Origin of the sequence: Leucobacter sp. NPDC077196, from assembly GCF_040687075.1 — a bacterium.
Classification (GTDB): domain Bacteria; phylum Actinomycetota; class Actinomycetes; order Actinomycetales; family Microbacteriaceae; genus Leucobacter.
Map to the genome: position 1 here is coordinate 1 of NZ_JBFBML010000016.1, position 23,168 is coordinate 23,168.

The 23,168-nt window shown below is 68.6% G+C and carries 23 protein-coding genes; 6 read left to right on the plus strand and 17 right to left on the minus strand.

Annotated elements, in window-relative coordinates:
• Positions 1–258: 258 nt before the first annotated feature.
• The 4 genes from AB0O71_RS13000 to speB are packed head-to-tail and all read right to left on the minus strand — an operon-like array spanning position 259 to position 3,802.
• A complete protein-coding gene (locus AB0O71_RS13000) occupies positions 259–921 on the minus strand; it encodes a cyclase family protein (RefSeq protein WP_363745972.1) in 663 nt (220 codons plus the stop codon).
• 1 nt (position 922) lies between these two features.
• Positions 923–2,347, minus strand: coding sequence for a cytosine permease (locus AB0O71_RS13005; RefSeq protein WP_363745974.1), 1,425 nt, complete (start codon positions 2,345–2,347; stop codon positions 923–925).
• 2 nt (positions 2,348–2,349) lie between these two features.
• Entirely contained in the window at positions 2,350–2,808 is a 459-nt protein-coding gene (locus AB0O71_RS13010; protein WP_363745976.1) for a nuclear transport factor 2 family protein, read from the minus strand.
• Between the two features lie 46 nt (positions 2,809–2,854).
• On the minus strand, positions 2,855–3,802 hold the full coding sequence (speB, locus tag AB0O71_RS13015) for an agmatinase (protein ID WP_363745978.1): 948 nt from the start codon (positions 3,800–3,802) through the stop codon (positions 2,855–2,857).
• Positions 3,803–3,917: 115 nt separating this feature from the next.
• On the opposite strand from speB, the gene AB0O71_RS13020 reads away from it, so the two are divergent.
• Positions 3,918–4,499 (plus strand): helix-turn-helix domain-containing protein, encoded by a 582-nt coding sequence (locus tag AB0O71_RS13020; RefSeq protein WP_363745980.1) that lies wholly within the window; start codon positions 3,918–3,920, stop codon positions 4,497–4,499.
• A 263-nt stretch (positions 4,500–4,762) separates the two neighbouring features.
• On the opposite strand, the gene AB0O71_RS13025 is transcribed toward AB0O71_RS13020, so the two are convergent.
• From AB0O71_RS13025 to AB0O71_RS13035, 3 genes are read right to left on the minus strand one after another with little or no spacing between them, the layout of a single operon-like run.
• Positions 4,763–5,881 carry a zinc-binding dehydrogenase gene (locus AB0O71_RS13025; RefSeq protein WP_346058142.1) on the minus strand — a complete coding sequence of 373 codons (1,119 nt, stop codon included), beginning with the start codon at positions 5,879–5,881 and terminating at the stop codon, positions 4,763–4,765.
• A 2-nt stretch (positions 5,882–5,883) separates the two neighbouring features.
• Positions 5,884–7,392, minus strand: a complete 1,509-nt coding sequence (locus tag AB0O71_RS13030; protein WP_090151501.1) for a cytosine permease — start codon at positions 7,390–7,392, stop codon at positions 5,884–5,886.
• Positions 7,389–7,559 (minus strand): hypothetical protein, encoded by a 171-nt coding sequence (locus AB0O71_RS13035; protein WP_176698380.1) that lies wholly within the window; start codon positions 7,557–7,559, stop codon positions 7,389–7,391. Before AB0O71_RS13035 ends, AB0O71_RS13030 begins: the two co-directional genes overlap by 4 nt.
• A 212-nt stretch (positions 7,560–7,771) precedes the next feature.
• Here AB0O71_RS13035 and AB0O71_RS13040 point away from each other — a divergent pair, with 212 nt between their 5' ends.
• Entirely contained in the window at positions 7,772–8,821 is a 1,050-nt protein-coding gene (locus AB0O71_RS13040; RefSeq protein ID WP_176698381.1) for an Lrp/AsnC family transcriptional regulator, read from the plus strand.
• Here AB0O71_RS13040 and AB0O71_RS13045 read toward each other — a convergent pair.
• The 5 genes from AB0O71_RS13045 to argF all read right to left on the minus strand — a co-directional run bounded on the left by AB0O71_RS13045 (position 8,709) and on the right by argF (position 13,823).
• The gene (locus tag AB0O71_RS13045; protein WP_363745984.1) at positions 8,709–9,503 is read right to left on the minus strand and encodes a nitrilase-related carbon-nitrogen hydrolase; all 795 of its coding nucleotides are present in this window, start codon (positions 9,501–9,503) and stop codon (positions 8,709–8,711) included. The genes AB0O71_RS13040 and AB0O71_RS13045 overlap by 113 nt on opposite strands.
• A 7-nt stretch (positions 9,504–9,510) precedes the next feature.
• Positions 9,511–10,827 (minus strand): tyrosine--tRNA ligase, encoded by a 1,317-nt coding sequence (gene tyrS / locus AB0O71_RS13050; RefSeq protein WP_363745986.1) that lies wholly within the window; start codon positions 10,825–10,827, stop codon positions 9,511–9,513.
• A 149-nt stretch (positions 10,828–10,976) separates the two neighbouring features.
• Complete coding sequence (locus AB0O71_RS13055; RefSeq protein ID WP_363745988.1) at positions 10,977–11,426, minus strand: hypothetical protein; 450 nt, start codon at positions 11,424–11,426, stop codon at positions 10,977–10,979.
• Positions 11,427–11,433: 7 nt separating this feature from the next.
• Entirely contained in the window at positions 11,434–12,882 is a 1,449-nt protein-coding gene (gene argH / locus AB0O71_RS13060; protein ID WP_363745990.1) for an argininosuccinate lyase, read from the minus strand.
• 17 nt (positions 12,883–12,899) lie between these two features.
• The gene (gene argF, locus AB0O71_RS13065) at positions 12,900–13,823 is read right to left on the minus strand and encodes an ornithine carbamoyltransferase (protein ID WP_363745992.1); all 924 of its coding nucleotides are present in this window, start codon (positions 13,821–13,823) and stop codon (positions 12,900–12,902) included.
• A 135-nt stretch (positions 13,824–13,958) separates the two neighbouring features.
• On the opposite strand from argF, the gene AB0O71_RS13070 reads away from it, so the two are divergent.
• The 3 genes from AB0O71_RS13070 to AB0O71_RS13080 all read left to right on the plus strand — a co-directional run bounded on the left by AB0O71_RS13070 (position 13,959) and on the right by AB0O71_RS13080 (position 15,424).
• On the plus strand, positions 13,959–14,096 hold the full coding sequence (locus tag AB0O71_RS13070; RefSeq protein WP_176698382.1) for a hypothetical protein: 138 nt from the start codon (positions 13,959–13,961) through the stop codon (positions 14,094–14,096).
• A gap of 76 nt (positions 14,097–14,172) precedes the next feature.
• Positions 14,173–14,595, plus strand: a complete 423-nt coding sequence (locus AB0O71_RS13075) for a hypothetical protein (RefSeq protein ID WP_090151524.1) — start codon at positions 14,173–14,175, stop codon at positions 14,593–14,595.
• Positions 14,596–14,659: 64 nt separating this feature from the next.
• On the plus strand, positions 14,660–15,424 hold the full coding sequence (locus AB0O71_RS13080; RefSeq protein ID WP_363745995.1) for an HAD-IIB family hydrolase: 765 nt from the start codon (positions 14,660–14,662) through the stop codon (positions 15,422–15,424).
• 69 nt (positions 15,425–15,493) lie between these two features.
• Here the strand turns inward: AB0O71_RS13080 and mqo are convergent, their stop codons facing one another.
• Together mqo and radA are read right to left on the minus strand one after the other, a co-directional pair.
• Positions 15,494–17,038, minus strand: coding sequence for a malate dehydrogenase (quinone) (mqo, locus tag AB0O71_RS13085; protein WP_363745997.1), 1,545 nt, complete (start codon positions 17,036–17,038; stop codon positions 15,494–15,496).
• A 30-nt stretch (positions 17,039–17,068) separates the two neighbouring features.
• Positions 17,069–18,391 carry a DNA repair protein RadA gene (gene radA / locus AB0O71_RS13090; RefSeq protein WP_363745999.1) on the minus strand — a complete coding sequence of 441 codons (1,323 nt, stop codon included), beginning with the start codon at positions 18,389–18,391 and terminating at the stop codon, positions 17,069–17,071.
• Between the two features lie 118 nt (positions 18,392–18,509).
• Between radA and AB0O71_RS13095 the strand changes: the two genes are divergently transcribed.
• Entirely contained in the window at positions 18,510–20,288 is a 1,779-nt protein-coding gene (locus AB0O71_RS13095) for a bifunctional 3'-5' exonuclease/DNA polymerase (RefSeq protein ID WP_363746001.1), read from the plus strand.
• A gap of 42 nt (positions 20,289–20,330) precedes the next feature.
• Here the strand turns inward: AB0O71_RS13095 and AB0O71_RS13100 are convergent, their stop codons facing one another.
• The 3 genes from AB0O71_RS13100 to AB0O71_RS13110 form a co-directional block, all read right to left on the minus strand.
• Positions 20,331–21,494 (minus strand): HTTM domain-containing protein, encoded by a 1,164-nt coding sequence (locus tag AB0O71_RS13100; RefSeq protein ID WP_363746003.1) that lies wholly within the window; start codon positions 21,492–21,494, stop codon positions 20,331–20,333.
• Positions 21,491–22,309 carry a DUF5819 family protein gene (locus tag AB0O71_RS13105; protein ID WP_346728740.1) on the minus strand — a complete coding sequence of 273 codons (819 nt, stop codon included), beginning with the start codon at positions 22,307–22,309 and terminating at the stop codon, positions 21,491–21,493. The genes AB0O71_RS13100 and AB0O71_RS13105 overlap by 4 nt, the downstream gene beginning before the upstream one ends.
• Before the next feature lie 147 nt (positions 22,310–22,456).
• A partial coding sequence (locus AB0O71_RS13110) for an LPXTG cell wall anchor domain-containing protein (RefSeq protein WP_363746006.1) occupies positions 22,457–23,168 on the minus strand: 712 nt, incomplete at its 5' end.

A 23,168-nucleotide genomic window follows, 5' to 3' on the forward strand; every position in this document is an offset into this window, starting at 1 on the left:
GGCCCCCGCGCCTCGACCAGCAACACCACGCAGCATCCCGGGCGTGTCTCCGCACGAATCCGCCAATTCACCCGCACGACACCACCCCGACACCCGCATGCTCGCACCGCCCCACCGCGCGAGAAACCGGCGAAATCCGCCGAAATGCCGGTTTTCCGGGCGCGTCGCGAGTGCTCTGCGGTGGCTCTCCGCCCAGGTACACGTCAGCGCCGCCCCTCCGAAGAAGGGCGGCGCTGTCATCGCACGACGCTCGGGCGATCACTCCGTGAATGCGACGGCGCGAATCGGCGAACCATCCGCCTGATCGACGCGCAGGGGAAGCAACGACATCTCCACCGCCTCGGGCAGCTCAGCCAGTCGCGCAAGGTTCTCGACGATCACCCCGTCGTTGCCGAGCCAGAACTCGTGCACCGGCATGCCGGCCCCGGCTCCCACGCCCTCGCCCGCCACCTCGGTCGCGTCCGGGCTGAAACAGTCCACCCCGAGTACGCGCGCACCGCGCGCCCACAGCAGGCGGGCGAGATCGAGCGAGATCGACGGGTGCGCATGCGCGGCGTCCCCGCCGAAATGCACGTCCCACCCGGTTGCGATGCAGACGATCGGCGGCAGGTGATCCGGAATCGCGGCCGCGAGTCGCTCAGCGGTGATCGACTCCCCCGCAACTGCCGGGGCCGGCCCCACCCGCAAGACGCGCGCCGCGCCGGTCAGCAGCTCGAGCGGGATCTCGTCGACGGTGCGACCGCCGACGACGGAGTGCGCGGGTGCATCGAGGTGGGTGCCGGTGTGCGACCCCATGTCGAGGCGCGCCACCGCCACCCCGTCTGCGTCCACCGTGAGCGCGGGGGCGATCAACACCTCGGGATCGCCGGGGTACACGGGCATACCCGAGACGATCGGGTGGCTCAGGTCGACAACGGTCACGTCAGTTGCCGAGCCGAAGCGCTGCGGTTTCGTCTGCTCCGTCGAGCAGGTGCCCGGTCGGCTGCGAATCACGCGGATCGATGAGGCCCAGCCCGGCACGGCGTCCGATCCCGAGCATCAGACCGAGATACAGCCCGAAGCTGACGATGAACGCGGGAATATTCGCGCCGATCGGGCTCGGTGCGACGTAGGCCAGCACGTACGAGAGCACCGCACCGATCACCCAGACAATCACGGCGACCCAGTTCACGCCGCCGCGGTACCAGTACCGGCTCTCGGGGCGCTCGTGCAGAATCTGGCGCGAGTATCCGCGGCGCTTCAGCAGGTAGTAGTCGGCGATCATGATCGCGAACACCGGCACGAAGAACGCGCTGATGATGAAGAGGAAGTCGGTGAACTGGTTCAGCAGGCCGAGGAATGTCGAGCCGATGATCGAGATGATGCCGAGCACGATCGCGGTGGGTAGGAAGCGCAGGTGCCACTTCGACTGCGCGTTGACCACCGACGTCACCATGCCGAAGACGACCATGGTGTTGGTCGCCATGACGGAGAGGAAGATCGCAATGCCGAGCGGCCAGCCGAACTCTGCCACGATGACCGATGGGTCGAACGGAGTCGCCTCGTCCCCGCGCAGCAGCACTGCGCTGAACGCGACCAGGCCCAGGAACATCGCGATGGTCGTCGACAGCGTGTACCCGATGCCCGAACCGACGATGCCGGCGGTGCTGCTCTTCGCGTGCCGGTTCATGTCGGCCGAGAGCACGGTCCAGGAGATCGCCGTGGCGATGACCATGTCGAGCGTGATGAACGGGGTGCCGCCCAGCGACGCGTCGACGGGCAGGGCGGCGAACTCACCGGGGCTGAACGCGCTGAACGCGGCGGTGAAGACGAAGCCCATGACGATGAGGATCGCGAGGGCGAGCCAGGGCTCGACGCGAGAGATGCCGGTATGACCGAATATCGCCAGCACGACGACAATCGCTTGGCAGAGTGCGGAGAAGAGCATCGGATTCGAGAAGCCGGTGGCCTCGTGCACCAGGTAGTTCACGGTGACGCCCGCGAGCATGGCCTGCACCCAGCTCCACCCCATCAGAATGATGAGGTTCGCAGCTGCCGGCAAGATGCTGCCGCGAATGCCGAAGGATCCGCGCGTGAGCGCCATCGTCGGGAGCCCCGTGCGCGTGCCCATGTTGCCGATGAGCACGAGCACGATGACGCCGATGAGCGTGCCGACGACGATCATGGCGCTCGCCGTGCCGAACGAGACCGCCGGAGTGAAGAGCGTTCCGGTGAGGAGGGTGGTCACCACGAGATTCGCGGCGAGCCAGATCATGCCGATGTGCAGCAATGACTGAGTGCCGCGCACGGGGCCGGCCGAATCGTGCTGGCCGTCGAGATTCACGGCCATGGTTTCAGGGCTGGTCATGTTCAGACCTCCGTAGCGGTCGCTGCGGCAGGGGCCGTCGCGGCGGGGGCGGGCACGGGCTGAGCAGGCACCGTCGAGAGGTGCTCGTGGATCGCGATGAGCCCGTCGGGCTGCGCGTCGTCGGCTCGGAAGACGATGCTCTCCCGCTCCACGTACGAGGCGGGGCCCTCGGCGGAGTCGATGCTCGTCGCCACGGTGTGACTGAAGACCGCACCGCCTGGGAAGGTCTGCACGAGCCGCTCGGTCGAGGTGCACGAGGTCACGCGCCACCCGGAGGAGACCCACCCGCCCCACAGCTCTTCGTATTCGGCGCGCGAGTCGAGCCGCGCGGCCTCGGGATGGAAGACGAACGTCGCATCGGAGGCGAAGCCGGCGAAGTACGCCTCCGTATCGGTCGCGGCGAACGCCTCGATGATGGCGTCGGCGGCCGCGATGACGGCTGCCTGATCTGGGGTGTGCATGGGTGCCTCCATTGGCATGAGTTGCGTGTCTGGGCGGGGTGGGGCGTCAGTCGCGTGCAGCCATCGCGCTCACGAGCTCGTACACGACGTGGCTTGCGGCGACGGCGGTGATCTGCGCGTGGTCGTAGGCGGGCGCCACCTCGACGACGTCGGCCCCGACGATCTGGAGATCGGCGAGACCACGAATGAGCCGAAGCATCTCGCGGCTCGTGAGGCCTCCGGCCTCGGGCGTGCCGGTGCCGGGGGCGTGAGCCGGATCCAGCACATCGATATCGATCGAGATGTAGAGCGGCTTGTCGCCGACGCGCTCGCGAATCTTCTCGAGCGCCGCGGGAATGCCGTGCTCTTCGACGAACTCACTGGTGACGATCTGGAAGCCGAGCTTCACGTCGTCTTCGAGGTCGCTCTTGCCGTAGAGCGGCCCGCGGGTGCCGCCGTGCATGGAGGCGGTGAGGTCGATGAGACCCTCCTCGGACGCCCGGCGGAAGGGGGTGCCGTGCGTGGTGGGGGCGCCGAAGTACGTGTCCCAGGTGTCGAGGTGCGCGTCGAAGTGCAGCACCGCGACGGGGCCGTGCTTCTTATTGATGGCCCGCAGCAGCGGCAGAGCGATGGTGTGGTCGCCGCCGATGGTGACGATCTTGTCCACGCGCTCGCCGAGCTCGGTCGCCGCCTCTTCGACCTGACGCACGGCCTCATCGAGGCTGAACGGGTTCGCCACGATGTCACCGGCGTCGACCACCTGCTTCACGTTGAACGGCGAGACGTCTTGCGCCGGGTTGTAGGGGCGCAGGAGTCGCGAGGCCTCTCGCACGTGGGACGGGCCGAAACGCGCACCCGGTCGGAAGCTCACGCCCGAGTCGAAGGGCACGCCCACGACGGCGATGTCGGCGGACGGAACGTCTTCGATGCGGGGCAGCTTCGCGAACGTGGCGATGCCTGCGTACCGGGGGGTCTGGCTCGCGTCGACGGGGCCTTGAGGCGTGTGAGAGGTCACGATGCGACTCGTCCTTCCAAAGTTGCGTATAAGTAAACAAGTGAGTTCTATGGGTGAACTCGCATTCACTATAGGCTGGAGTTCGCAGAGAGGTCAACGGGAAGGGCGGCACCGCATGCGACCGATCCACCCGACCGCAGCGGTCGAGGCGATTCGCATCGGCGCCAAGCTCCGATCGTCCCGTCTCGCCCAGGGCCTCACCCTCGAACAGCTCGCGCGGGCCACCGGCCTCACCAAGGGGTTCATCAGCCGCGTCGAGCGCGACGACACCATGCCGAGTGTGCCAACCCTCGTGCAGCTCTGTCAAGCGCTCTCGATGCCGATCGGCAACCTCTTCGAAGAGCCCGAGCTGCAGCTCATTCCGCTCGACACCGCACCCGCCATCAACATGGGCGGCACCGGTGCCGACGAGCGCCTCGTCACGCCGCGCTCGGAGGACCGCGTCCAGGTGCTGCGATCCACCCTCGCGCCCGAGGCGAGCGGGGGCGACCAGCTCTACACCGTCAACTGCAGCCTCGAGTCGCTGCACGTCATCTCGGGCGACCTCGAGATCACGTTCGCCGATCGCCAGGTCGCGCTGCAGGCCGGGGATACGCTGACCTTTCCCGGTCGCGCGCCGCACACCTGGACCGCCGGATCCGCTGGCGCCGAGGCCGTATGGGTACTCGTGCCGGCCGCCTGGAGCGGCTCCGCCTGATCCGTTCGGGCGGGATCCGGCGGATCCTCGGCGGCGGATCCTGGGCGACGGATCCACGGCGACTGCACCGCGGCCCGCGCTCCCGCGGCCCGCGTCCCCGCGCCCCCGCGGCCCCCGCGGCCCGCGCCGAAAGCGCGATTCGGCACCTTCCCAAGTGGGGAACGGTGCCGAATCGCGCTTTCGAGCAGTCGAGCAGTCGCAGCGAGCAGTCGCAGCGAGCAGGGGCGAAGCGAGCAGTCGCGGCGGCGAGTCGCCCGGCCCGACTACTCCCCGAAGAGGATCACGCTGCGCGTGCGCTCCCCGCGCCGCATGGCGTCGAAGGCTTCGTTGACCTCGTCGAGTCCGACGCGCGCGCTGATGAGGTCGTCGAGTGGCAGCGCACCGGAGAGGTAGGCTCCGGCCACGCGCGGGAAGTCGCGCGCGGGAACGAGTCCGCCGTAGTTCGAGCCGATGATCGTCTTCCCCTCATACGCGAGCAGCAGACCGTCGATCTCGACGCTCTGCCCTTCCGGCGGCAGGCCGACGAATACGGCGCGGCCGCCGGGCCGGATCAGTTCCGGCAGCTGCTGCATCGTCTGCACGCGGCCGATCGCCTCGAAGGCCACGTCGGCCCCGCCACCCGTGGCTTCGCGCACCTGCTCTACGAGATCGTCGCCGCTCAGCACGGTGCGTGTCGCCCCGGCTCGCGTGGCCTCGGCGAGCTTGGCCTCCGACACGTCGACCGCCACGATCGGGTTGGCTCCCGCGAGACGCAGCGCCGAGATGATGGACAGCCCCACGCCGCCGGCGCCCACGACCACCGCGGACTCACCCGCGACCACGCGGGCGTTGTTGGCCACAGCGCCGTAGCCGGTGCCAACCGAGCATCCGATCAGGCTGGCCACGTCGAACGGCACGCGCTCGTCGATCTTGATCGCCGCGAACTCCGGCACGACGATCGCCTCGGCCATGGCACCGGTCGCCAGGTACGGGTAGGCCGCGGCGCCGTCGGCTCCGTCGCTCCACCGGGTCGTGCCGTCGGGCAGCAGCGAGTCGTTCGATTTGGCCCGCGTGCACGCCCAGGGCTTTCCCCCCGCGCATTCCCCGCACCGCTGGCAGGCCTGGTGCCACGCGATGACCACGTGGTCTCCGATCTCGAGCCCGCGCACTCCGGCGCCCACGGCTTCCACGACTCCGGCGGCCTCGTGCCCCATGACTGCCGGCAGCGGCACCTGCCATTCACCGTCGAGCACGTGCCGATCGGATCCGCAGACGCCGGCCGCGCGCACCGTGACGCGCACCTCGCCGTGCTCGGGGCCCGCCAGGGTCATCGTCTCGACCGACAGCCGGTCGCCCTCGGTGCCGCGGTAGACGGCGGCGCGCACCTGCTTCGGCTCAGTCATCGTTACTTCCTTCCGGCGGCCGCGAACGGATCGGTCTGGCCGTACGCGCCGCGGCCGCGGCGCACGTAGAGCAGCCAGTTGAGGAGGAGGTAGACCGCGATCGCGATGCCGATGGTCGGCACGGTCGCCGTCGCGTATCGGAAGATCGGCAGCGTCTCGAGGGTGATGGGGTTGTACACCCAGAGGTAGAAGATCGAAGCGGTCGCGACTGCGATCATCGCGGCGAGGTTCACACCGCCGGTGAAGCGCAGCGGATCTTCGACCCCGGTCGCGTAGAGCGCCCGCACGGGAACGTTCTGACGGCGGAGGATCAGGTAGTCGGCGATGATCACCCCGCAGATCGCGGCGATGAACGCTCCCGATATCACGACGAACGTCATGAACTGCCCGTACATGAAGCTCGGGAACAGTGCGAGCACCGCCGGGAAGAACAGGAAGACGGCGCACAGCGCCGGCCATCGGAGTCGGGAGAGCGCCCGTCCGCTCGACTGCTTGATCGCGAGGACGGTCGAATACGCGATCGACGCCATGCTGGTGACGTTCGCGAACCCGACGAACAGCAGCGTGAGGATGCCGAGCACGGGGCCGCCGAGCGGCACCATCCAGGCGGTCGGGTCTGCGGCCCCGAGCATGAGCGCTGCGGCCATGCCGACCAGCTGAGCGACTACTGTCCCGATGAAGATCCCTCCGTACGCGGGCCACAGCGCCGCCTTCGGGCCGCGGGTCAGTCGGGCGAGCGTGCCCATCACGGGCCACCACGACAGTCCCGCGCCGAGATTGAATTCAACGGCCATCGCGAAGTTCAGGGTTTCGTCCTCGAACGGGGCCAACGGCTCGGCCGCGAACAGGTCGGCCCAGGAGTGCTGCGACATGAGGAGCACCATCATGAGGGCCACGATGATGAGGAGGCCGGGTGCGACGAAGCGGTTGAGCTTGCTGATGGCGACCGGGCCGCGTGAGAGCAAGAACCAGCCGCCCAGGATGGCCGCGAGCGCGAAGATCGTGACGACGGGACCTTCGACGTTGAACTCCGTGCCGAACGCCTGGTTCGAGATCTCGGTGAACGCGCGGCCGAACATGATGCCGAGCAGCGAACTCCACCCCATCTCGGTGACGAGCACGACCGTGAACACGACGATGGCGACGCCGACAGCGCCGAAGACCGACTTCAGTGCGCGATACTGCTCCACGCCGAGACGCTGGCTGAGCAGCACGCTGCCGAGCACCATGATGGCGAGTCCGAGCGTATTGCCGAGGAGCATCGCCGCGATGCCGTCGCCGAATCCGACTAGCAGGACCGTCGAACCGCCCGTGAGAAACGCCCACGTGGCGATGGCCAGGCTGAGCGTCACCCAGCTGAAGTCGGTGGCGCGCCAGGTGCGTTCGCTCTTCGTCAGCGGTAGCGATCCGAAGGTCGCCTCCTCGGCGACGGCCGCTTCGACGCGCAGCGCCTGCGTCTCGGTGAGCTCGGAGGCTGTTGCGCTGGGACGCTCGTCTGCGGCGCCGCTCACAGCACACCTGCGATCCACGAGGCGAGTGCGATGACGCCGACGACGCTCAGGAAGAGCGCGAGGCTGCCGCCGCCGAGCCTGGCGTGCACCGGGTCGTCCGCCTCGACCGTTTCGATGTGCGTCAGTCGACGCTCGAGCTCTTCAGCGAGCCGAGTATCCGTGTTCATGGGACAGACCTCCTTGTGTATCCGTGTGATCCCGCTTCCGCTCACGCGGAGAACGGAGCCAGCCTAGGTGACTTCGGGGCATTTCGTTCGTCGTCCGGTCGCACGGATGCGCAAACGTCCAGAGAACGGACAGAATGTGCGCGAGAGCCATAGAATTGCGCTTCTGGGCTGCGCATCTGCGCAGCCCGATCGAGGCGGCTAGGGAGTCAGCGATGGAGCATCCGGTCGAATCTGCTGAACTGCGCCGGCGCGTGCTCCGCGGTCTGCGAGAGAACGGACGCGCGAGCTATTCGCGGATCGCAGCTGAGCTCGGTGTGAGTCGCCGACAGGTGACCCAGATCGTGCAGAGCGCGATCACGCGCGGCGAGCTGCGGTTGACCGTGTCGATCAGCCCCGATCTGCTGGGGCTCGAGCGCTTCGCCTACCTGCAGCTCTCCGTTTCCGGGCCCATCGCTCCGGTCAGATCGGCCCTCGCGGCGATGCCAGAGTCGACCTTCGTCGCCGACATCAGCGGCCACTACTCGATCGACGTCGAAGTGCGCGTCGGCGCGGACCCGCACCTGCGCTCCACCGTCGACCGGGTTCGGGAGCTGCCCGGGGTGCAGGAGGTGCGCACGCATCTGTACGAGAGCATCGAGGTCAACCGGTACTCCCCGCTCCGCACCGGACGGACGTCGTTCGTCGTCGACGAGGCCGACCGTGCGCTCGTGAGTCATCTGCAGCGCAACGGTCGCGCTTCGTTCCGCGAGCTCGGAGAGGCGGCGGGCATCTCCCCCAGCGGTGCGCGTCTCCGCTTCGAGCGTCTGACGCGCGACGGAGCGGTGAAGGTCGTCGGCATTCCGGTGCGCGGCGCGCTCGCGTCGCCCGATGGAGCCGGGGCCGCCGATCGCGTGGAGACCCCGTCCATCGGGGTCGGTGTGAAGATCCGGGGCAGGATCTCGGCCGCACTCTCGAGTGTGCGTTCCCTCGACCCCGAGTTCATCGCGACCACCATCGGAGACTACGACCTCATCGTGACGCTCTCCGCCGACAGCTACGAGGAGCTCCTCGATCAGGCCGACCGGTTGCGCACACTCCCCGAGGTCGAGCGCATCGAAACGTGGGCGAACCTCAGGATCGTGAAGGAGCAGTACGGCGAGGGCGATCGGCTCAGCGCCAGCCCGCGTACACCTCTGGCCGACGATCCTGCAGATACAGCGCGCCAGCACCCACCGACGGCCGACCCGGGTCGGAGGCCTCGGGATCCGGCACATCAACGATGAGCAGTTCGGGATCGGCGCCGGACGCTCCGAGCACCGCGCCCTCGAATCCGGCGACCACGCTCAGGCCCGCGAAGATCCCTCCGGCGTGATCGGCGTAGGCGACGACGATCCGGTTCTCGGCGGCGCGAGCGCGCACGAGCAGCTCGGGCACGTACGCCGAGTCGCCGTCGATCGCCGTTGGCACCAAGAGCAGATCAGCACCGTTCGCCGCCGCGAAACGGGCGGGCTCGGGGAACTCGATGTCGTAGCAGATCTGGAAGGCGACGCGCCGCCCGTTCCAGTCGGCGATGCGGGGAGAATCGGCGGCCGGGGTGAAGGCCAATCGTTCGTCGGCGCCCCACAGATGCACCTTCTCGTAGCGCAGCACTTCGTCGCCGGCGACGTCCCAGAGACCCGCGGCGATGGCGAACGTGCCGTCCTCGCGGGCGAGCGGGAACCCGGCGGCGATCGCGACCCCGGTCTCGCGCGCGATAGCTGCGAGTGCGCTCGGGATGCCGTCGACGCGTTCGGCGCTCAGCCATTCGGCGAGCTCGACCGGTGCGTACCCCGTCACGAAGAGTTCCGGTGTGAGCAACAGCTCGGCACCGGCCCTCCGCGCGTCGGTCGCGGCCGCGCGAATGGCGGCGAGGTTGGCGTCGGGATCAAGCGGCCTTGCGGCCGCCTGCAGCAGAGCGATGCGCATCGGAACCCTACCCCACCACGACGCCGGCGAGCGTCTTCTTGCCTCGGCGCAGGACCGCGATCGCGCCGTGCAGCAGATCGTCGCTCTCGAGCACGCGATCCTCGGACTCCACCGCAGCGTTGTTCACGTACACTCCGCCCTGCGAGATCGCGCGTCGAGCCTCGCCGAGGCTCTTCACGAGTTCCGTGTCGACGAGGAGTTGTGCGACCGAGGCTCCGACGGTGCCGGTGGCCTGGGCCAGCTCGGAGACGGCCCCGCGCAGCGACGATTCATCGAGTGCGGTCAGGTCGCCGCGGCCGAACAGCGCCGCAGAGGCATCGATCGCGCCCTGCGTCGCAGCCGGGCCGTGCACCAGGGTCGTCACTTCGAGCGCGAGCCGCTTCTGGGCAGCGCGTTTGAAGGGCTCGGTTTCGACCTGGCGCGCGTAGTCTTCGATCTCGTCGCGCGACAGGAAGGTGAAGACCTTGAGACGATCGACGACGTCGGCGTCGGCCTGGTTCAACCAGAACTGGTAGAAGGTGTAAGGCGAGCACATCTCCGGGTTCAACCAGATCGCGTTGCCCTCGCTCTTGCCGAACTTCGTGCCGTCGGCGTTGGTGATCAGCGGCGTTCCGATCGCGTGCGCCGAGGCGCCCTCGACCTTGCGGATGAGCTCCGTGCCGCTCGTCAGGTTGCCCCACTGGTCGCTGCCGCCCGACTGCAGCTTGCAGTCGTACTGCCGGTACAGTTCGAGGAAGTCGAGGCCCTGCAGAATCTGGTAGCTGAACTCGGTGTAGCTGATGCCCTCGTCGGAGTTCAGCCGCTTCGCAACGATGTCCTTCTTGATCATCGTGCCGACGCGGAAGTGCTTGCCGATCTCGCGAAGGAAGTCGATGGCCGACAGCGGCGCGGTCCAGTCGAGGTTGTTGACGAGCCGGGCGGCGTTCTTCCCTTCGAAGCTCAGGTAGCGCGAGACCTGCTGACCGAGCGAGTCGACCCATTCGGCGACGGTCTCGCGCGAATTGAGCACCCGCTCCGCGGTGGGGCGCGGATCGCCGATGAGCCCCGTCGACCCGCCGACGAGGCCGAGCGGCAAGTGACCGCGCAGCTGCAGACGGCGCATGAGCAGCAGCTGCACGAGATGCCCGAGGTGCAGGCTCGACGCCGTCGGATCGAAACCGCAGTAATACGCGAACGGCTCGCCCTCGAGCAGCGTCGACAGCGCTTCCGCGTCGGTCGACACGTGGATCAGCCCGCGCCACTCCAGCTCTTCCCACAGGGTGGCGAAGCTGTCGTCGTTGCGCTGGGCGGCCAGGATCTCGGTGCGATCGTTCAGTTCAGACACGCCTGTCATCGTACCGTCTGACGCTCATGGACCGCGCGTCCCGGTCTTCGTGGAGCGCGCGTCCGTGAGAGATCCGACGTCCGTGAGGGCTGAACATGCTCATTCGCCTCACCGGAGCCGTTGTTCCTCCCGGGGAGAGCGCGCGGGAATCACTCGTGACGGCGGCCTCGACCGCGCCTGCTGTGCACAGCGCGGACTGCGCTGCGCACAGCGGCTGCGACTATCGCGAGCGCACCGCCCCAGATCAGGATCGCCAGAACCCACAGGGATCCCGACCTGCGGCCGCTGCCGAGCGCTTCGCCCCAGCCGGTTCCGGCGGCGTGCAGCGCCACGGGCCCCGGCGACATGACGGCGGCCCCGACGAGGAGCAGCACCCAACCCGCCGGGCCCGGGGAGCGCTTGCCTCGCGCATCGGCGGGACCCATTGTGAAGACCGCGCCGCCCATGATCGCGAAGCCCGCGCTCACCGCGGCGAACCCCCACCCCGATGGATCGTCGCTCGAGATCGCCACGGCGGCCATCACGACCGCGAGCACGCCGAAGAATGCGACCGAGAGACCGACGACCACTAACGGGTTGCGCGGCGCTCTCGCACTCATCGGAGGCTCAGGCCCGGAACTCAGCGATCCGCTCGGCGAGCCGGGCGAGCTGCTCGTCGACGCGAATGCGAGCGGTGCCGCCGGCGCCCACGCGCGAATTCACAGAGCCCTCGATGGTGAGCACTTCGCGCACTGCCGGAGTGAGGTGCGCCGAGATCGACGCGAGTTCGGCATCGCTCGGTTCGTGGAGCTCGATGCCCCGCTCCTCGCAGTGACGCACGAGTTCACCGGAGATCTCGTGCGCGTCGCGGAAGATCACGCCTTGCTTCACGAGCCACTCGGCGACGTCGGTGGCCAACGAGAACCCCTGCGGGGCGAGCTCGGCCATCCGCTTCGTGTCGAACGTGAGCGTCGCCACCATGCCGGTGAACGCGGGGAGCAGTACCTCGAGCTGGCCGATCGAGTCGAAGACCGGTTCCTTGTCCTCCTGCAGATCGCGGTTGTACGCGAGCGGCAGCCCCTTCAGCGTCGCGAGGAGGCCGGTCAGGTTGCCGATCAGACGCCCGGACTTTCCGCGAGCCAGCTCGGCGATGTCGGGGTTCTTCTTCTGCGGCATGATGCTGGAGCCGGTCGAATAGCCGTCGTGCAGGCGAACGAAGCCGAACTCCTTGGTGTTCCAGAGGATGATCTCTTCGGAGAGCCTGGAGAGGTCGATGCCGATCTGCGCGGTGATGAAGGCGAATTCGGCGACCACGTCGCGAGCAGCGGTGCCGTCGATCGAGTTCTCGAGCGGATCGCCGAGGCCGAGTTCGGTCGCGACGAGCCGGGGGTCGAGGCCGAGCGAGGAGCCGGCGAGGGCGCCGCCGCCGTAGGGCGAGGCGCTGGCGCGGGACGCCCAGTCGCGGAGACGCTCCAGGTTGCGGACGATCGGCCAGGCGTGCGCCGCGAGCTGGTGGGCCAGCAGCACTGGCTGAGCGTGCTGCAGATGGGTGCGGCCGGGCAGGATCGCGTCGGGGTGCGCCGCCGCCTGGTCTGCGATGGCGTCGAGCAGGTCGAGCAGCATGCCGCGGATCACGGCGGCATGATCGAGGAGGTACAGACGCACCAGGGTCGCGATCTGGTCGTTGCGGCTGCGTCCGGCGCGGAGCTTGCCTCCGAGCTGCACGCCCGTGATTTCGATGAGCAGTCGCTCGAGCGCGGAGTGCACGTCTTCGTCATCCGCGGCGGGAACGGCGCGGCCGTCCGCGACGCGAGCTGCGAGCTCGTCGAGCGCGGCTCGCATCTCGGCGAGCTCGTCTTCGCTCAAATACCCGGCTGCGGCGAGCGCAGTCGCGTGCGCCTTCGAACCGCGGATGTCGTAGGGAGCGAGGATCCAGTCGAACTGCGTCGACTTCGACAGGGCTGCGAGCGCCGGCGCGGGGCCGCTCGCGAAGCGCCCGCCCCAGAGGGCGCCGCTCTCACCGGCGCGATTGCCGGCGGTCTCGGTCGGGGCGGACTGCTCGTGTTCGTTCGTCATCTCTGCTTCTCTCCGTCTTACGCCTGCGCCAGCAACCAGGTCATGAGTGCCTTCTGGGCGTGTAGGCGATTCTCCGCTTCATCCCAGACCACGCTCTGCCCTCCGTCGATCACTTCGGGCGCGACCTCGTACTCCCGGTAGGCGGGAAGGCAGTGCAAGAAGATCGCATCGCTCGCGGCATCCGCCATGAGTTCAGGGGTGACGCGATACGGGCCGAAGGTCTCGATGCGCTCGGCCTTCTCGGCTTCTTGGCCCATCGACACCCACGTGTCGGTGATCACGGCGTCAGCGCCCGAGACGGCACGCGCCGGGTCGGTGAAGATCTCAACGCTTCCGCCTGTCTGAGCGGCGATCCGTTCGGCGTCGGCGACGATGTCGGGACGCGGATGGTGGCCCGCCGGCCCCGCGATCCGGATATGCATGCCCGCGGTCGCGAATCCGAGCAGATAGGAGTGCCCCATATTGTTCGCGGCATCCCCGAGGTACGTCGCGGTGAGACCGGCGAGGTCGCCCTTCCGCTCCTGAATGGTCTGCAGATCGGCGAGGATCTGGCACGGGTGGAAGTCGTCGGAGAGCGAGTTGATGACCGGCACGCTCGCGTCGGCCGCCATCTCCTCCAGTCCGCGGTGGTCGAACGTGCGCCACACGATGAGCGACACCATCCGCGAGAGCACCTTCGCGGTGTCGCCGATCGATTCCTTCACGCCGAGCTGCGCCTCACCCGGGTTCACGATGATGGGCGATCCGCCGAGCTCGGCGATGCCCGCCGCGAAGCTGAAGCGGGTGCGCGTGGACGTCTTGTCGAAGAAGACGGACACGGACCGCGGTCCCTCCAGCGGACGCTCCGAGAACGGCTCTCGCTTGAGTCGCGCGGCGAGTTCGAGGACTTCGCGCTGCTCGGCGGGGCTCAGATCGTCGTCTCGGAGAAAATGTCGGGTCACCCGGTTCAGTCTAGACGCGCACCGGCGCTGCGCGAGACGAGCCGCTCGACGCCGATTCGCTCCGGGCGGGGGTCTCCTCGCGTCTCCGTCCACGGTAGGCTGAATCCGACCTGCTGCCACCCAGAGAGGCCCACGATGTTCAACAAGATCTTCGACGCCGTCGCACTGTTCTACTGCGTCGTGTTCGTCGGTACGGCTGCGGCGACACTGGCGCTCGTCGTCGTCTCCGCGGTGACCGGAGAGTCGCCGATCGATTTCTCCGGGCAGCACTAGCATCGCGCCGATCGCGCTGGGCGGTCCGCGCTGAGCAACTTCGCGCGGTGAGCGCGAGGTAGAAGAGGAGACGCATATGCGTGTCGCAGCGGCCTTTCTCGCGGATGCGGCGAACGTTCGTGAGGGAACCCTCGGCGTTCTCTCCGGCTTCATCAACACGATCAACCGCGAGGAGTACCCGGCGATGCTCGGGGCGACCCTCGTCGTGGTCGTCGAGTACGACGAGAACGAGGCGCGTCGCGGGGATCCGGATCGCTCTTTCCGCGCCCGATGCGAGCCCGCTGTCGGCGGTGCTGAACTCTTCAATGTGGAGGGCACGTTCAGCCTCGGGGGCGGCAATGACAGTTTCGGGTACATTCCGATGGTCTTCCCGCTGAACGAGGCGCGGGTGCCGTCGCCTGGCAGCTACCGCATCGTGTTCGAGGGCACCGGGCTCGAACGCGTGGACGTGCGCTTCTACGCGAACGCGACGTCGCTGCCGTCGCTGGACGACGAATAGCCGTCTCCCGAGCCGTGAGCTCCCGGCGAGCCGTCTGTGCGGCGCGACGTGGAAGAATCTTCACGTGACTCAACTCCCGCGCATCATCGCCTTCGATCTCGACGACACCCTTGCACCCTCGAAGTCCCCGCTCGACCCCCGCATGCTCGCGGTGTTCGCCCGGCTGCTCGAACGCACGAGCGTCGCGGTGATCTCGGGGGGCAACTTCCAGCAGTTCGAGTCTCAGCTGGTGACGCAACTCGACGGGGTGGCGAGCGTGACCGAGGAGATGCTCGGGCGGCTGCACCTGCTTCCGACCTGCGGCACGAGGTACGAGCGGCGCGAGCGCGGTCAGTGGGTGACGGTGTATCAGGAGGAGCTCGCTGAGCAGGAGCGCAACGACGCGTTGACCGCCCTCCGCGAGGAGGCTGAGCGTCTGGGCCTCTGGGAGCGGGAATCGTGGGGGGACGTCTTGGAGGATCGCGGATCCCAGATCACCTTCTCCGCTCTGGGCCAGCGCGCCCCGGTGGAGGTCAAGCACGCCTGGGACCCGACGGGGGTGAAGAAGAGCGCCCTCCGCGCCGCAGTCGCGGTCCGCCTGCCCGGCCTCGAGGTGCGCAGCGGTGGCTCCACCTCGGTCGACATCACGCGTCGCGGGATCGATAAGGCTTACGGCATGCAGAAGCTCGTCGAATACACGGGGGTCCCGCTCAGCGACATGCTGTTCGTCGGCGATCGGCTCGACGAGGACGGCAACGACTACCCGGTGCTCGCACTCGGCGTCTCATGCCACGCCGTCACGGGCTGGGCCGAGACGGCGGAGTTCGTCGAAGCTCTCATCGCCGAGTAGCGCTGGGCGACGCCGAGCTGGGCGACGCCGAGCAGCGCAGGGCGACGCCCTGCACCGCTGGCGGGACGGTCAGGACCGCACTGCCGCCTGCTCGGTCGAGGCCGCTTCCTGCTCGGTCACGTGCTCTGCGGGCGCCGGTACGAGGCCCAGGACCTGAGAGGTGTGAGCGAGCGATGCCGCAGCGAGCTCGGGGTCGTGGTTCAGGCCGCCCGTCTTGAGCGCCGGGATCTGCTCGGTGAACACGGACTCGCAGGTGCTCGTGAACTGCTCGGGGAAGCACTTGCGCAGCACGCCGAGCATCGCGTAGACCGCCGTCGATGCGCCGGGAGATGCGCCGAGCAGGCCGGAGATCGTTCCGTCGCCGCCGGTGATCACCTCCGTGCCGAATTGCAGGATGCCACCCTTCTCGGGGTCGTTCTTCATGACCTGGACGCGCTGACCGGCCTCGATCATCTCCCAGTCCTCGGTGCGCGCGGTCGGCATGTACTCCCGAAGCGTCTCCATCTGCTTCTCACGGCTCGCGAGGAGCTCTCCGAGCAGGTACTTCTCGAGAGCGAATTCGGTGAGTCCGACCTTGAGCATCGGTCCGAGATTGTGCGGCCGGATGGATCCGGGGAGATCCCACCACGAGCCCTTCTTGAGGAAGTTCGGGCTGAACCCGGCGTACGGCCCGAAGAGCAGGCTCTCCTCGCCGTCCACGACGCGCGTGTCGAGGTGCGGAACCGACATGGGCGGTGCGCCGACCGCGGCTTTCCCGTAGACCTTGGCCTGATGCGCGCGCACGATCTCGGGATTGCTGGTCTTCAGGAACTTGCCGCTGATCGGGAAGCCGCCGAAGCCCTTGATCTCGGGGATGCCGGAGGACTGCAGCAGCGAGAGCGCCCCGCCACCGGCTCCGACGAAGACGAACTTCGCGTTCACGATCGTCGTGGTATAGCCGGAGCGGTTGCGCACGTACACGTCCCAGGTGCCGTCGTCGAGCCGGCGGAGCTTGCGCACTTCTGCCCCGAGGCTCAGCCCGGCCCCCTCTGAGACGAGGTGCGAGATGAGCTGGCGCGTCACAGCGCCGAAGTCGACATCGGTTCCGCTCTCAGAACGCGTCGCAGCGAAGACCTCGTCCTTCGAACGGCGGTCGACCAGCAGGGGCGTCCACTCCGCGATCTGCTCCGGGTCCTCGCTGAACTCCATGTCGGAGAAGAGCGGCTCGGTGCGCAGCAGCTCCCAGCGGCGTCGGAGGTAGTCGACGTTCTCGGCCCCGCGCACGAACGTCATGTGCGGGGTCGCATTGATGAACGAGGAGGGTTCTCCGAGGATGCCGCGCTCCACGAGTGACGACCAGAACTGACGGGAGAGCTGGAACTGCTCGTTAATGTCGATGGCCTTCGCCGCCGACAGGCTCCCGTCCTTGCCCTCCGGCATGTAGTTGAGCTCGCAGAGGGCGGCGTGACCGGTGCCCGCGTTGTTCCACGCGTTGCTGCTCTCGGTCGCGACCTCGGTGCGGGACTCGAAGATCTCGATAGACCAATCGGGCTGGACCTGCTTGATCAGCGTACCCAGCGTGGCGCTCATTACGCCGCCACCGATGAGGACGACGTCTACGGTGTTGTTGCTCACGATGTGCAAGTCTAGCTCCCTCTGATGACCCTAGAACCCAGCTTTGCGCCTCGCGCGATCCAGGGTTTCCACTGACGCGTCGACGACCCGCACGTACCCCAGCCGGGCGGCCTCCGACGAGCGCTGTGCTCCGCTCGCGACGGGCCGCACCTCGCCGGCGAGGCTGATCTCGCCGAAAGCCGCCAGATCATGCGGGAGCGGGTGGTCGGCGATCGCAGAGAGCACCGCGAGCGCGATCGCGAGATCGGCCGCGGGCTCGGCGAGCTTCACCCCGCCGACCGTCGATACGTAGACGTCCTGGTCGTGCAGACGCGCACCGAATCTCCGCTCGAGCACCGCGAGGATCATGGCGACGCGCGACTGATCGACGCCGCTCGTCACTCGTCGGGGGTTGGGGGTCGCGCTCTTGGCGACGAGCGCCTGCACCTCGACCGGCAGCGCGCGTCGACCCTCCATCGCGACGGTCGCGCACGTGCCGCTTACCGGAGCCCCCGGGCGGCTCAGGAACAGGCCGCTCGGGTCTGGCACCTCGGAGATGCCGCGATCCGTCATCTCGAAGCAGCCGACCTCGTCGGTCGGACCGTAGCGGTTCTTCAGCGTGCGCAGAAACCGCAACGACGTGTGCCGGTCGCCCTCGAAATGGCACACCACGTCGACGAGGTGCTCGAGCAGGCGCGGGCCGGCCACCGACCCGTCCTTGGTCACGTGCCCGACGAGGATCACCGGTGTTCCGCGTTCTTTCGCCGTTCTGATGAGCGCGGCCGCGACCTCGCGCACCTGAGCGGGGCCGCCGGCCCCGCCGTCGACCTGATCGCTCGCCATCGTCTGCGCGGAGTCGACGATGACGAGCGCGGGATCCACGGTCTCGATGTGGCCGAGCACGGTCGCGAGATCCGTCTCGCTCGCGAGGTACAGCGTGTCGTGCATCGCCCCGGTGCGCTCGGCGCGCATGCGGATCTGCCCCGTCGATTCCTCCCCGCTCGCGTAGAGCACGCGCGCTCCAGTCGATGCGGCGCGCGCCGCGGCATCGAGCAGCAACGTCGACTTGCCGACCCCCGGCTCCCCCGAGAAGAGAATCGCCGCTCCCGGCACGACCCCGCCGCCGAGCACGCGGTCGAGTTCGCCGATTCCCGTCTGCCGGTGCCGCACGGCATCGCCCTGCAGCTCGGTGATGGGACGCGCTTCCCGGCCGGCCGCGGGCGCGGCCGCACGCGTGGTGCGCGCGAGCGATGCTCCGGCGCGAGCTTGTTCGGCAACGGTGCCCCACTGCTGGCATTCACCGCACCGCCCGACCCACTTCGAGGTCTGCCACCCGCACTCGGTGCAGGTGTATCCGCCGCTTGATTTCGCCATGCTGCGAGCCTACTGGCGGCCACGGACATCGCGGCGGCGGGAGCTCCCGCGCCGAGTCGCTGGGCCGGCCCCGAGAGCATCCGGGGCGACTGTCGGCGGTCGGCACTACGGTGAGAACGTGCCCGAACTCGCCACTGCATCCTCCGCCGATGGCACAGCCGCCCGCTGGTGCGTCATCGGTCGCGACGCGCGCGGTGGCTGGGGCGCGGTCGAGCTCGCGCCCGATGGCGCCCGTTCGGCCGCGGTCTCGATCGCGTTGGATCGGCTCGCCGACTTCGTCGAGCAGCGCGAACGGGCGGCGTCGTTGCGCTGGGTCTGGCACGACACGGCTCGCCAGTACGCGCCGCTCCTCGCTGCCGGGGTGCGCGTCGAACGATGCCACGATCTCCGACTCTGCCATCAGATTCTGCGTCACGCAGGCTCCGTGGGAGAGCCGGCGCAGCTGCGGGGCGCGCCCGAGTGGAACGCGCCGCCCGAGGCCGAGACCGCCCCGGTCGCGCCGCCGGCCGATGCGCCACCGACCCTGTTCGACGTGGTCGCCGAACCACGGCGATCCCGCGGGGTGCCCGACGGCCTGGCGGAGGCGCTCGACGAATTCGACCGACAGCGGTCGGCACTCGCCAGCGCGCGCGAGCCCGGGCGGCTCGGCCTGCTCCTCGCCGCAGAATCGGCGGGGGCCCTCATCGCCGCAGAGCTGTCGGCGGCCGGTGTCCCCTGGGACGTCGACGAGCACGACCGAGTCCTCTCCGAGGCGCTCGGCCCCCGGCCCGCTCCCGATGCGAAACCGGCGCGCATGCTCGAGGTGGGAGCGATCGTGCGACGCGAACTCGGGAGCCCTGACGCCCCGCTCGACTCGCCCCCACGACTGCTGCGGGTGCTCCGGGCGGCGGGAATCGAGGTCGACTCAACCTCCCAGTGGGAGCTCGCGCAGCACGAGCACCCTGCGATCGCGCCGCTGCTCCACTACAAGAAGCTCGCCCGGCTGTTGACCGCGAACGGCTGGGCGTGGCTCGACGAGTGGGTGCGCGACGGCCGGTACCGACCCGTGTACGTGCCCGGAGGCGTGGTGACGGGCCGCTGGGCGTCGAGCGGGGGCGGCGCCCTGCAGATCCCGCGCCAGTTGCGTCCGGCGCTCCGCGCCGACCCGGGGTGGACCCTCGTCTCCGCAGACGTCGCTCAACTGGAGCCTCGGGTACTCGCCGCCATGGCAGGAGATCGCGCCATGACCGAGGCCGGCGCGGGGAAGGATCTCTACGCCGGAATCGTCGAGAGCGGCGCCGTAGCGACGCGGCAGGAGGCGAAACTCGCGATGCTCGGCGCCATGTACGGGGCGACGACCGGAGAGAGCGGACGCCTGGTTCCGCGACTGCGCCGCGCCTACCCGGCCGCGATGGATCTGGTCGACGAGGCTGCTGCGGAGGGCGCGCGCGGAGGGCGGGTGTCGACGTGGCTCGGCCGCAGCACCCAGCCGCCCGGCCAGGAGTGGGAGCACGTGCAGTCGAGCGCGAGCATGCCGGATGCGACCGGGCGGGACGAGGCCGCTGCCCGCCGCGCCGCACGGGATCGCGGTCGTTTCACCCGCAACTTCGTCGTCCAGGGAACAGCCGCTGAGTGGGCGCTGTGCTGGATCGCCGATCTTCGACAGAGGCTCGCCGCCTTCGCGCCCGTTGAGGTGTCTCAGGCCGCTCGGGCTTCGGGGCCGATCTTCAGTCGACGCCCCCACCTCGCGTTCTTCCTGCACGACGAGGTGATCGTGCACGCGCCCGTCGCCCACGCCGACGCCGTCGCAGCGGCCGTGCGCGAATCGGCGCGTGCAGCCGGTCTGCTGCTGTTCGGCGATAGCGCCGTCGAGTTTCCGCTTGATCTGCGCATCGCCGAGCGAGCCGCGAAGGAGTAGCACCGCTCCCGCTTGCAGACGCGCCGTCGCCACCGCACCGACCTATCCCGGCGCGGCCACCTTCCGGCCGGCCCGCTTCTGCGGGGGCAGCTCGGAGCTCTCCGCGGGCTCAGCTCGATCGGAAGCGGCCGACCGCCCAGCTTCCCGAGTCGACGACCCCGCATCACCGCGCATGTGCTGTCTCCAGCGCCGCGACACCGCATCGCTGAGGTGCTTCCAGCTCCGATCGCGGATGAAGATCGAATCGATCGCGATCATCGTGAGCGAGAACCACGGCAGGCCCATCAGCACCCCGATCGCGATGTGGAAGCTCAGGATCCCGAAGAGGGCGAACAAGCGCGTCGGCCGCGACAGCAGCATCAACAGGAATGCGACCTGCAGCAGAATCGATCCCCAGGTGCCGATCGCGACGGCCGGCCCCCACGCCGTCACGATGTCGCTCAGAATCGGCCACGTGCCGAACCGCATGGTCTGCAGCGGGTTGTAGACCGCGTATCCCTCGGCCCACGGCGCGCCCTGGGCCTTGTACAGCCCGCCTGACGCGTACACGAACGTGACCTGGGCGGTGAGCGCGACGAGTGAGAGATTGTGGAGCACCGTGCCGATCTGATTTCCCGAAGATCCAGCGGGGAACCACTCCTGCTTCGCGCGCCGTCGGGCGTCGAGCGACCACCGGGCCGCGGGATCCGCGAAGAACATGAGGATGAGCGCGATGCGGAACATGTTGTCGCCCTGATCGCCCACCATGTCGTTCATCTCGATGAAGCTGATCCACAGTACGAAGAACAGGGGCAGCACGATCCGGAATCGCCAGCCGAGCAGGAAGAGCACGGCGAGCGCCCCGAGGAAGAGGTACAGGAGCGTGAACGCGACGTCGCTGCCGGCGACGGCGTGGAACGCGCTGAAGATCCATACCTTCGGGAAATCGCTGACCGGCTGCGCGAGTTCTCCGTTCCATGCCGATCCGGAGCCGAATGTGTAGAGGCGCGTGCCGAAGTTCGCGGCGAGCAGGCCGAGCGCGGTGCATCCGAAGACGATGCGCGTGACGGCGAGCCCGTAGAGCGACTTCTTGCCCGTGAACAACCAGTGCTCGACGAAGTCGAAGGCGCGACCGACGGTCAGTGCGACGGCCGACCAGACCGCAGCGATCAGGCTGCCGAGGAATGCGCCGAACCGGCCGGCGGGAGCGGGGCGCTGGTCGGTCATTCTGAGATCCTCTCGAACTGCGGCCGGAACACGTCGGCGAAGTTGCCCTCGTTCTGTCCCTCTTCCACGACCAGCGGTCGCCATCCGGGCAGCACGACCGAGGGTTCGGGACGCTTCGCCTCGGGGTTGTGGCGTTCGGCGAACGGGATGATGTTCTGGCGACTCACGCGGTACTGCACCGACACGACCTCGTCGCCCCAGACGGCTTTCGCCACCTGCGTCGCGTAGGCGGTCGAGCGACGCTCGTCGGCCATGAACTGATCGACTGCTCCAGCATTCTTCTCGATCGCTGCAGGATCGAGCCCGGAGTTCTTCGCTCCGTTCTCGAGCGCGGCACGCAACCCGACCTCCCATTCCGCGGTCATGAAGTCGCCCGCGGCGGTGGTGCGCTGCACTTCAGTGAGCGCGTCAAACGACTTCTTGAAGCTCGACGCGACTTCCGTCGACTGAATGCCCGCCCGCGGCGGAGTGAGGTTGTAGCGGATCATCGAGAGCTCCACGTCTGTCGCGCTGACCCAGCCCGTCTCGGTGCGCTCTCCCGAGTCGTTCTCCACCGTGGCGCGTACGTTGAAGTGATAGTCGCCGTTCACCGGTTCGGGCGCGAAGACGCTCCAGGATTGACCGAACATGGGCAGCATGTACGAGCTCAGCGCGTTCCCCGGGATCACCTCTCGAGCGTTCGCCGAGTACGGCGCGATCCATAAGAATGATGCGAGGATGTGCCAGGCGGCGAGCAGCACTGCCGCCCAGGCCACGAGCCGGACCCACAGCTTCACTGCGGGTCGCGCGCTCGGTTGCGTCGATTCAGGGATCACACCTGCTCCTGTCTTGCCGGAAGGGAGTGCGGGCAGTCTTGGCGAACCTATCACTGAGAGAACCGCCGCGGCACCCGCGGGTCGCGCGTGTCAATGACGAAGGCGTGCGGCCGGGCTTTCCCGACCGCACGCCTTCATGAGTACCGCTTAGGTGTGCCGTGCCGCGTTGCGACGGCGAACCGTCACCGCGATACCGGCACCGGCCAGCACCAGCAGCAGCCCGGCGATGCCGAGACCGAACTGGCTCTCACCGCCCGTGTTGCTCAGGTACTTCGCACCGCCCGAGGCGTTGCTCGAACCCGAGGCGCTGGCGGAGGATGACCCGCTTGCGCTGGAGGACCCGCTCGCCGTGGACGTGCCACCGGCGTCGGCCGCTCCACCCGCGCTGCTATCAGCGTCGGCGGCTCCGGCCGCGAGCACCGTCAGCTCTGCAGCGTCACTCGTGACCGTCGTCGTGCCATCCGTGGCGACCGCCCGGAAGAGCGTACCGTTCTCCACGAGCTCGGCGTCTTCCACGGTGAGGGTGCTGCCGTCCTGCGACACCACCTCGTCCGTCGGGGACCAGGCTCCCACCGCGAGCGGCTGGAGGCCCTCCGTCGCCGCGTCGGACGACGTCACCGGGGTGTACTCCTCCCAGACGATCGAGGTCGCTGTGCCGGAGAGCACCTCGACGGTGAAGACCGCGTCCTCACCCTCCGTCACCGTGCGGTCGGCCGGGTCGGAGAGCGTCAGCTCAGCACCGTCGGCATCGCCGTTCGCGTCGGCCGATGCCGCGGACGATGCATCCGCCGAGGACGTCGCCTCGGCAGCCGCCTCAGAAGCCGCATCCGCAGCCGACGACGCATCAGCGTTCGCCGCT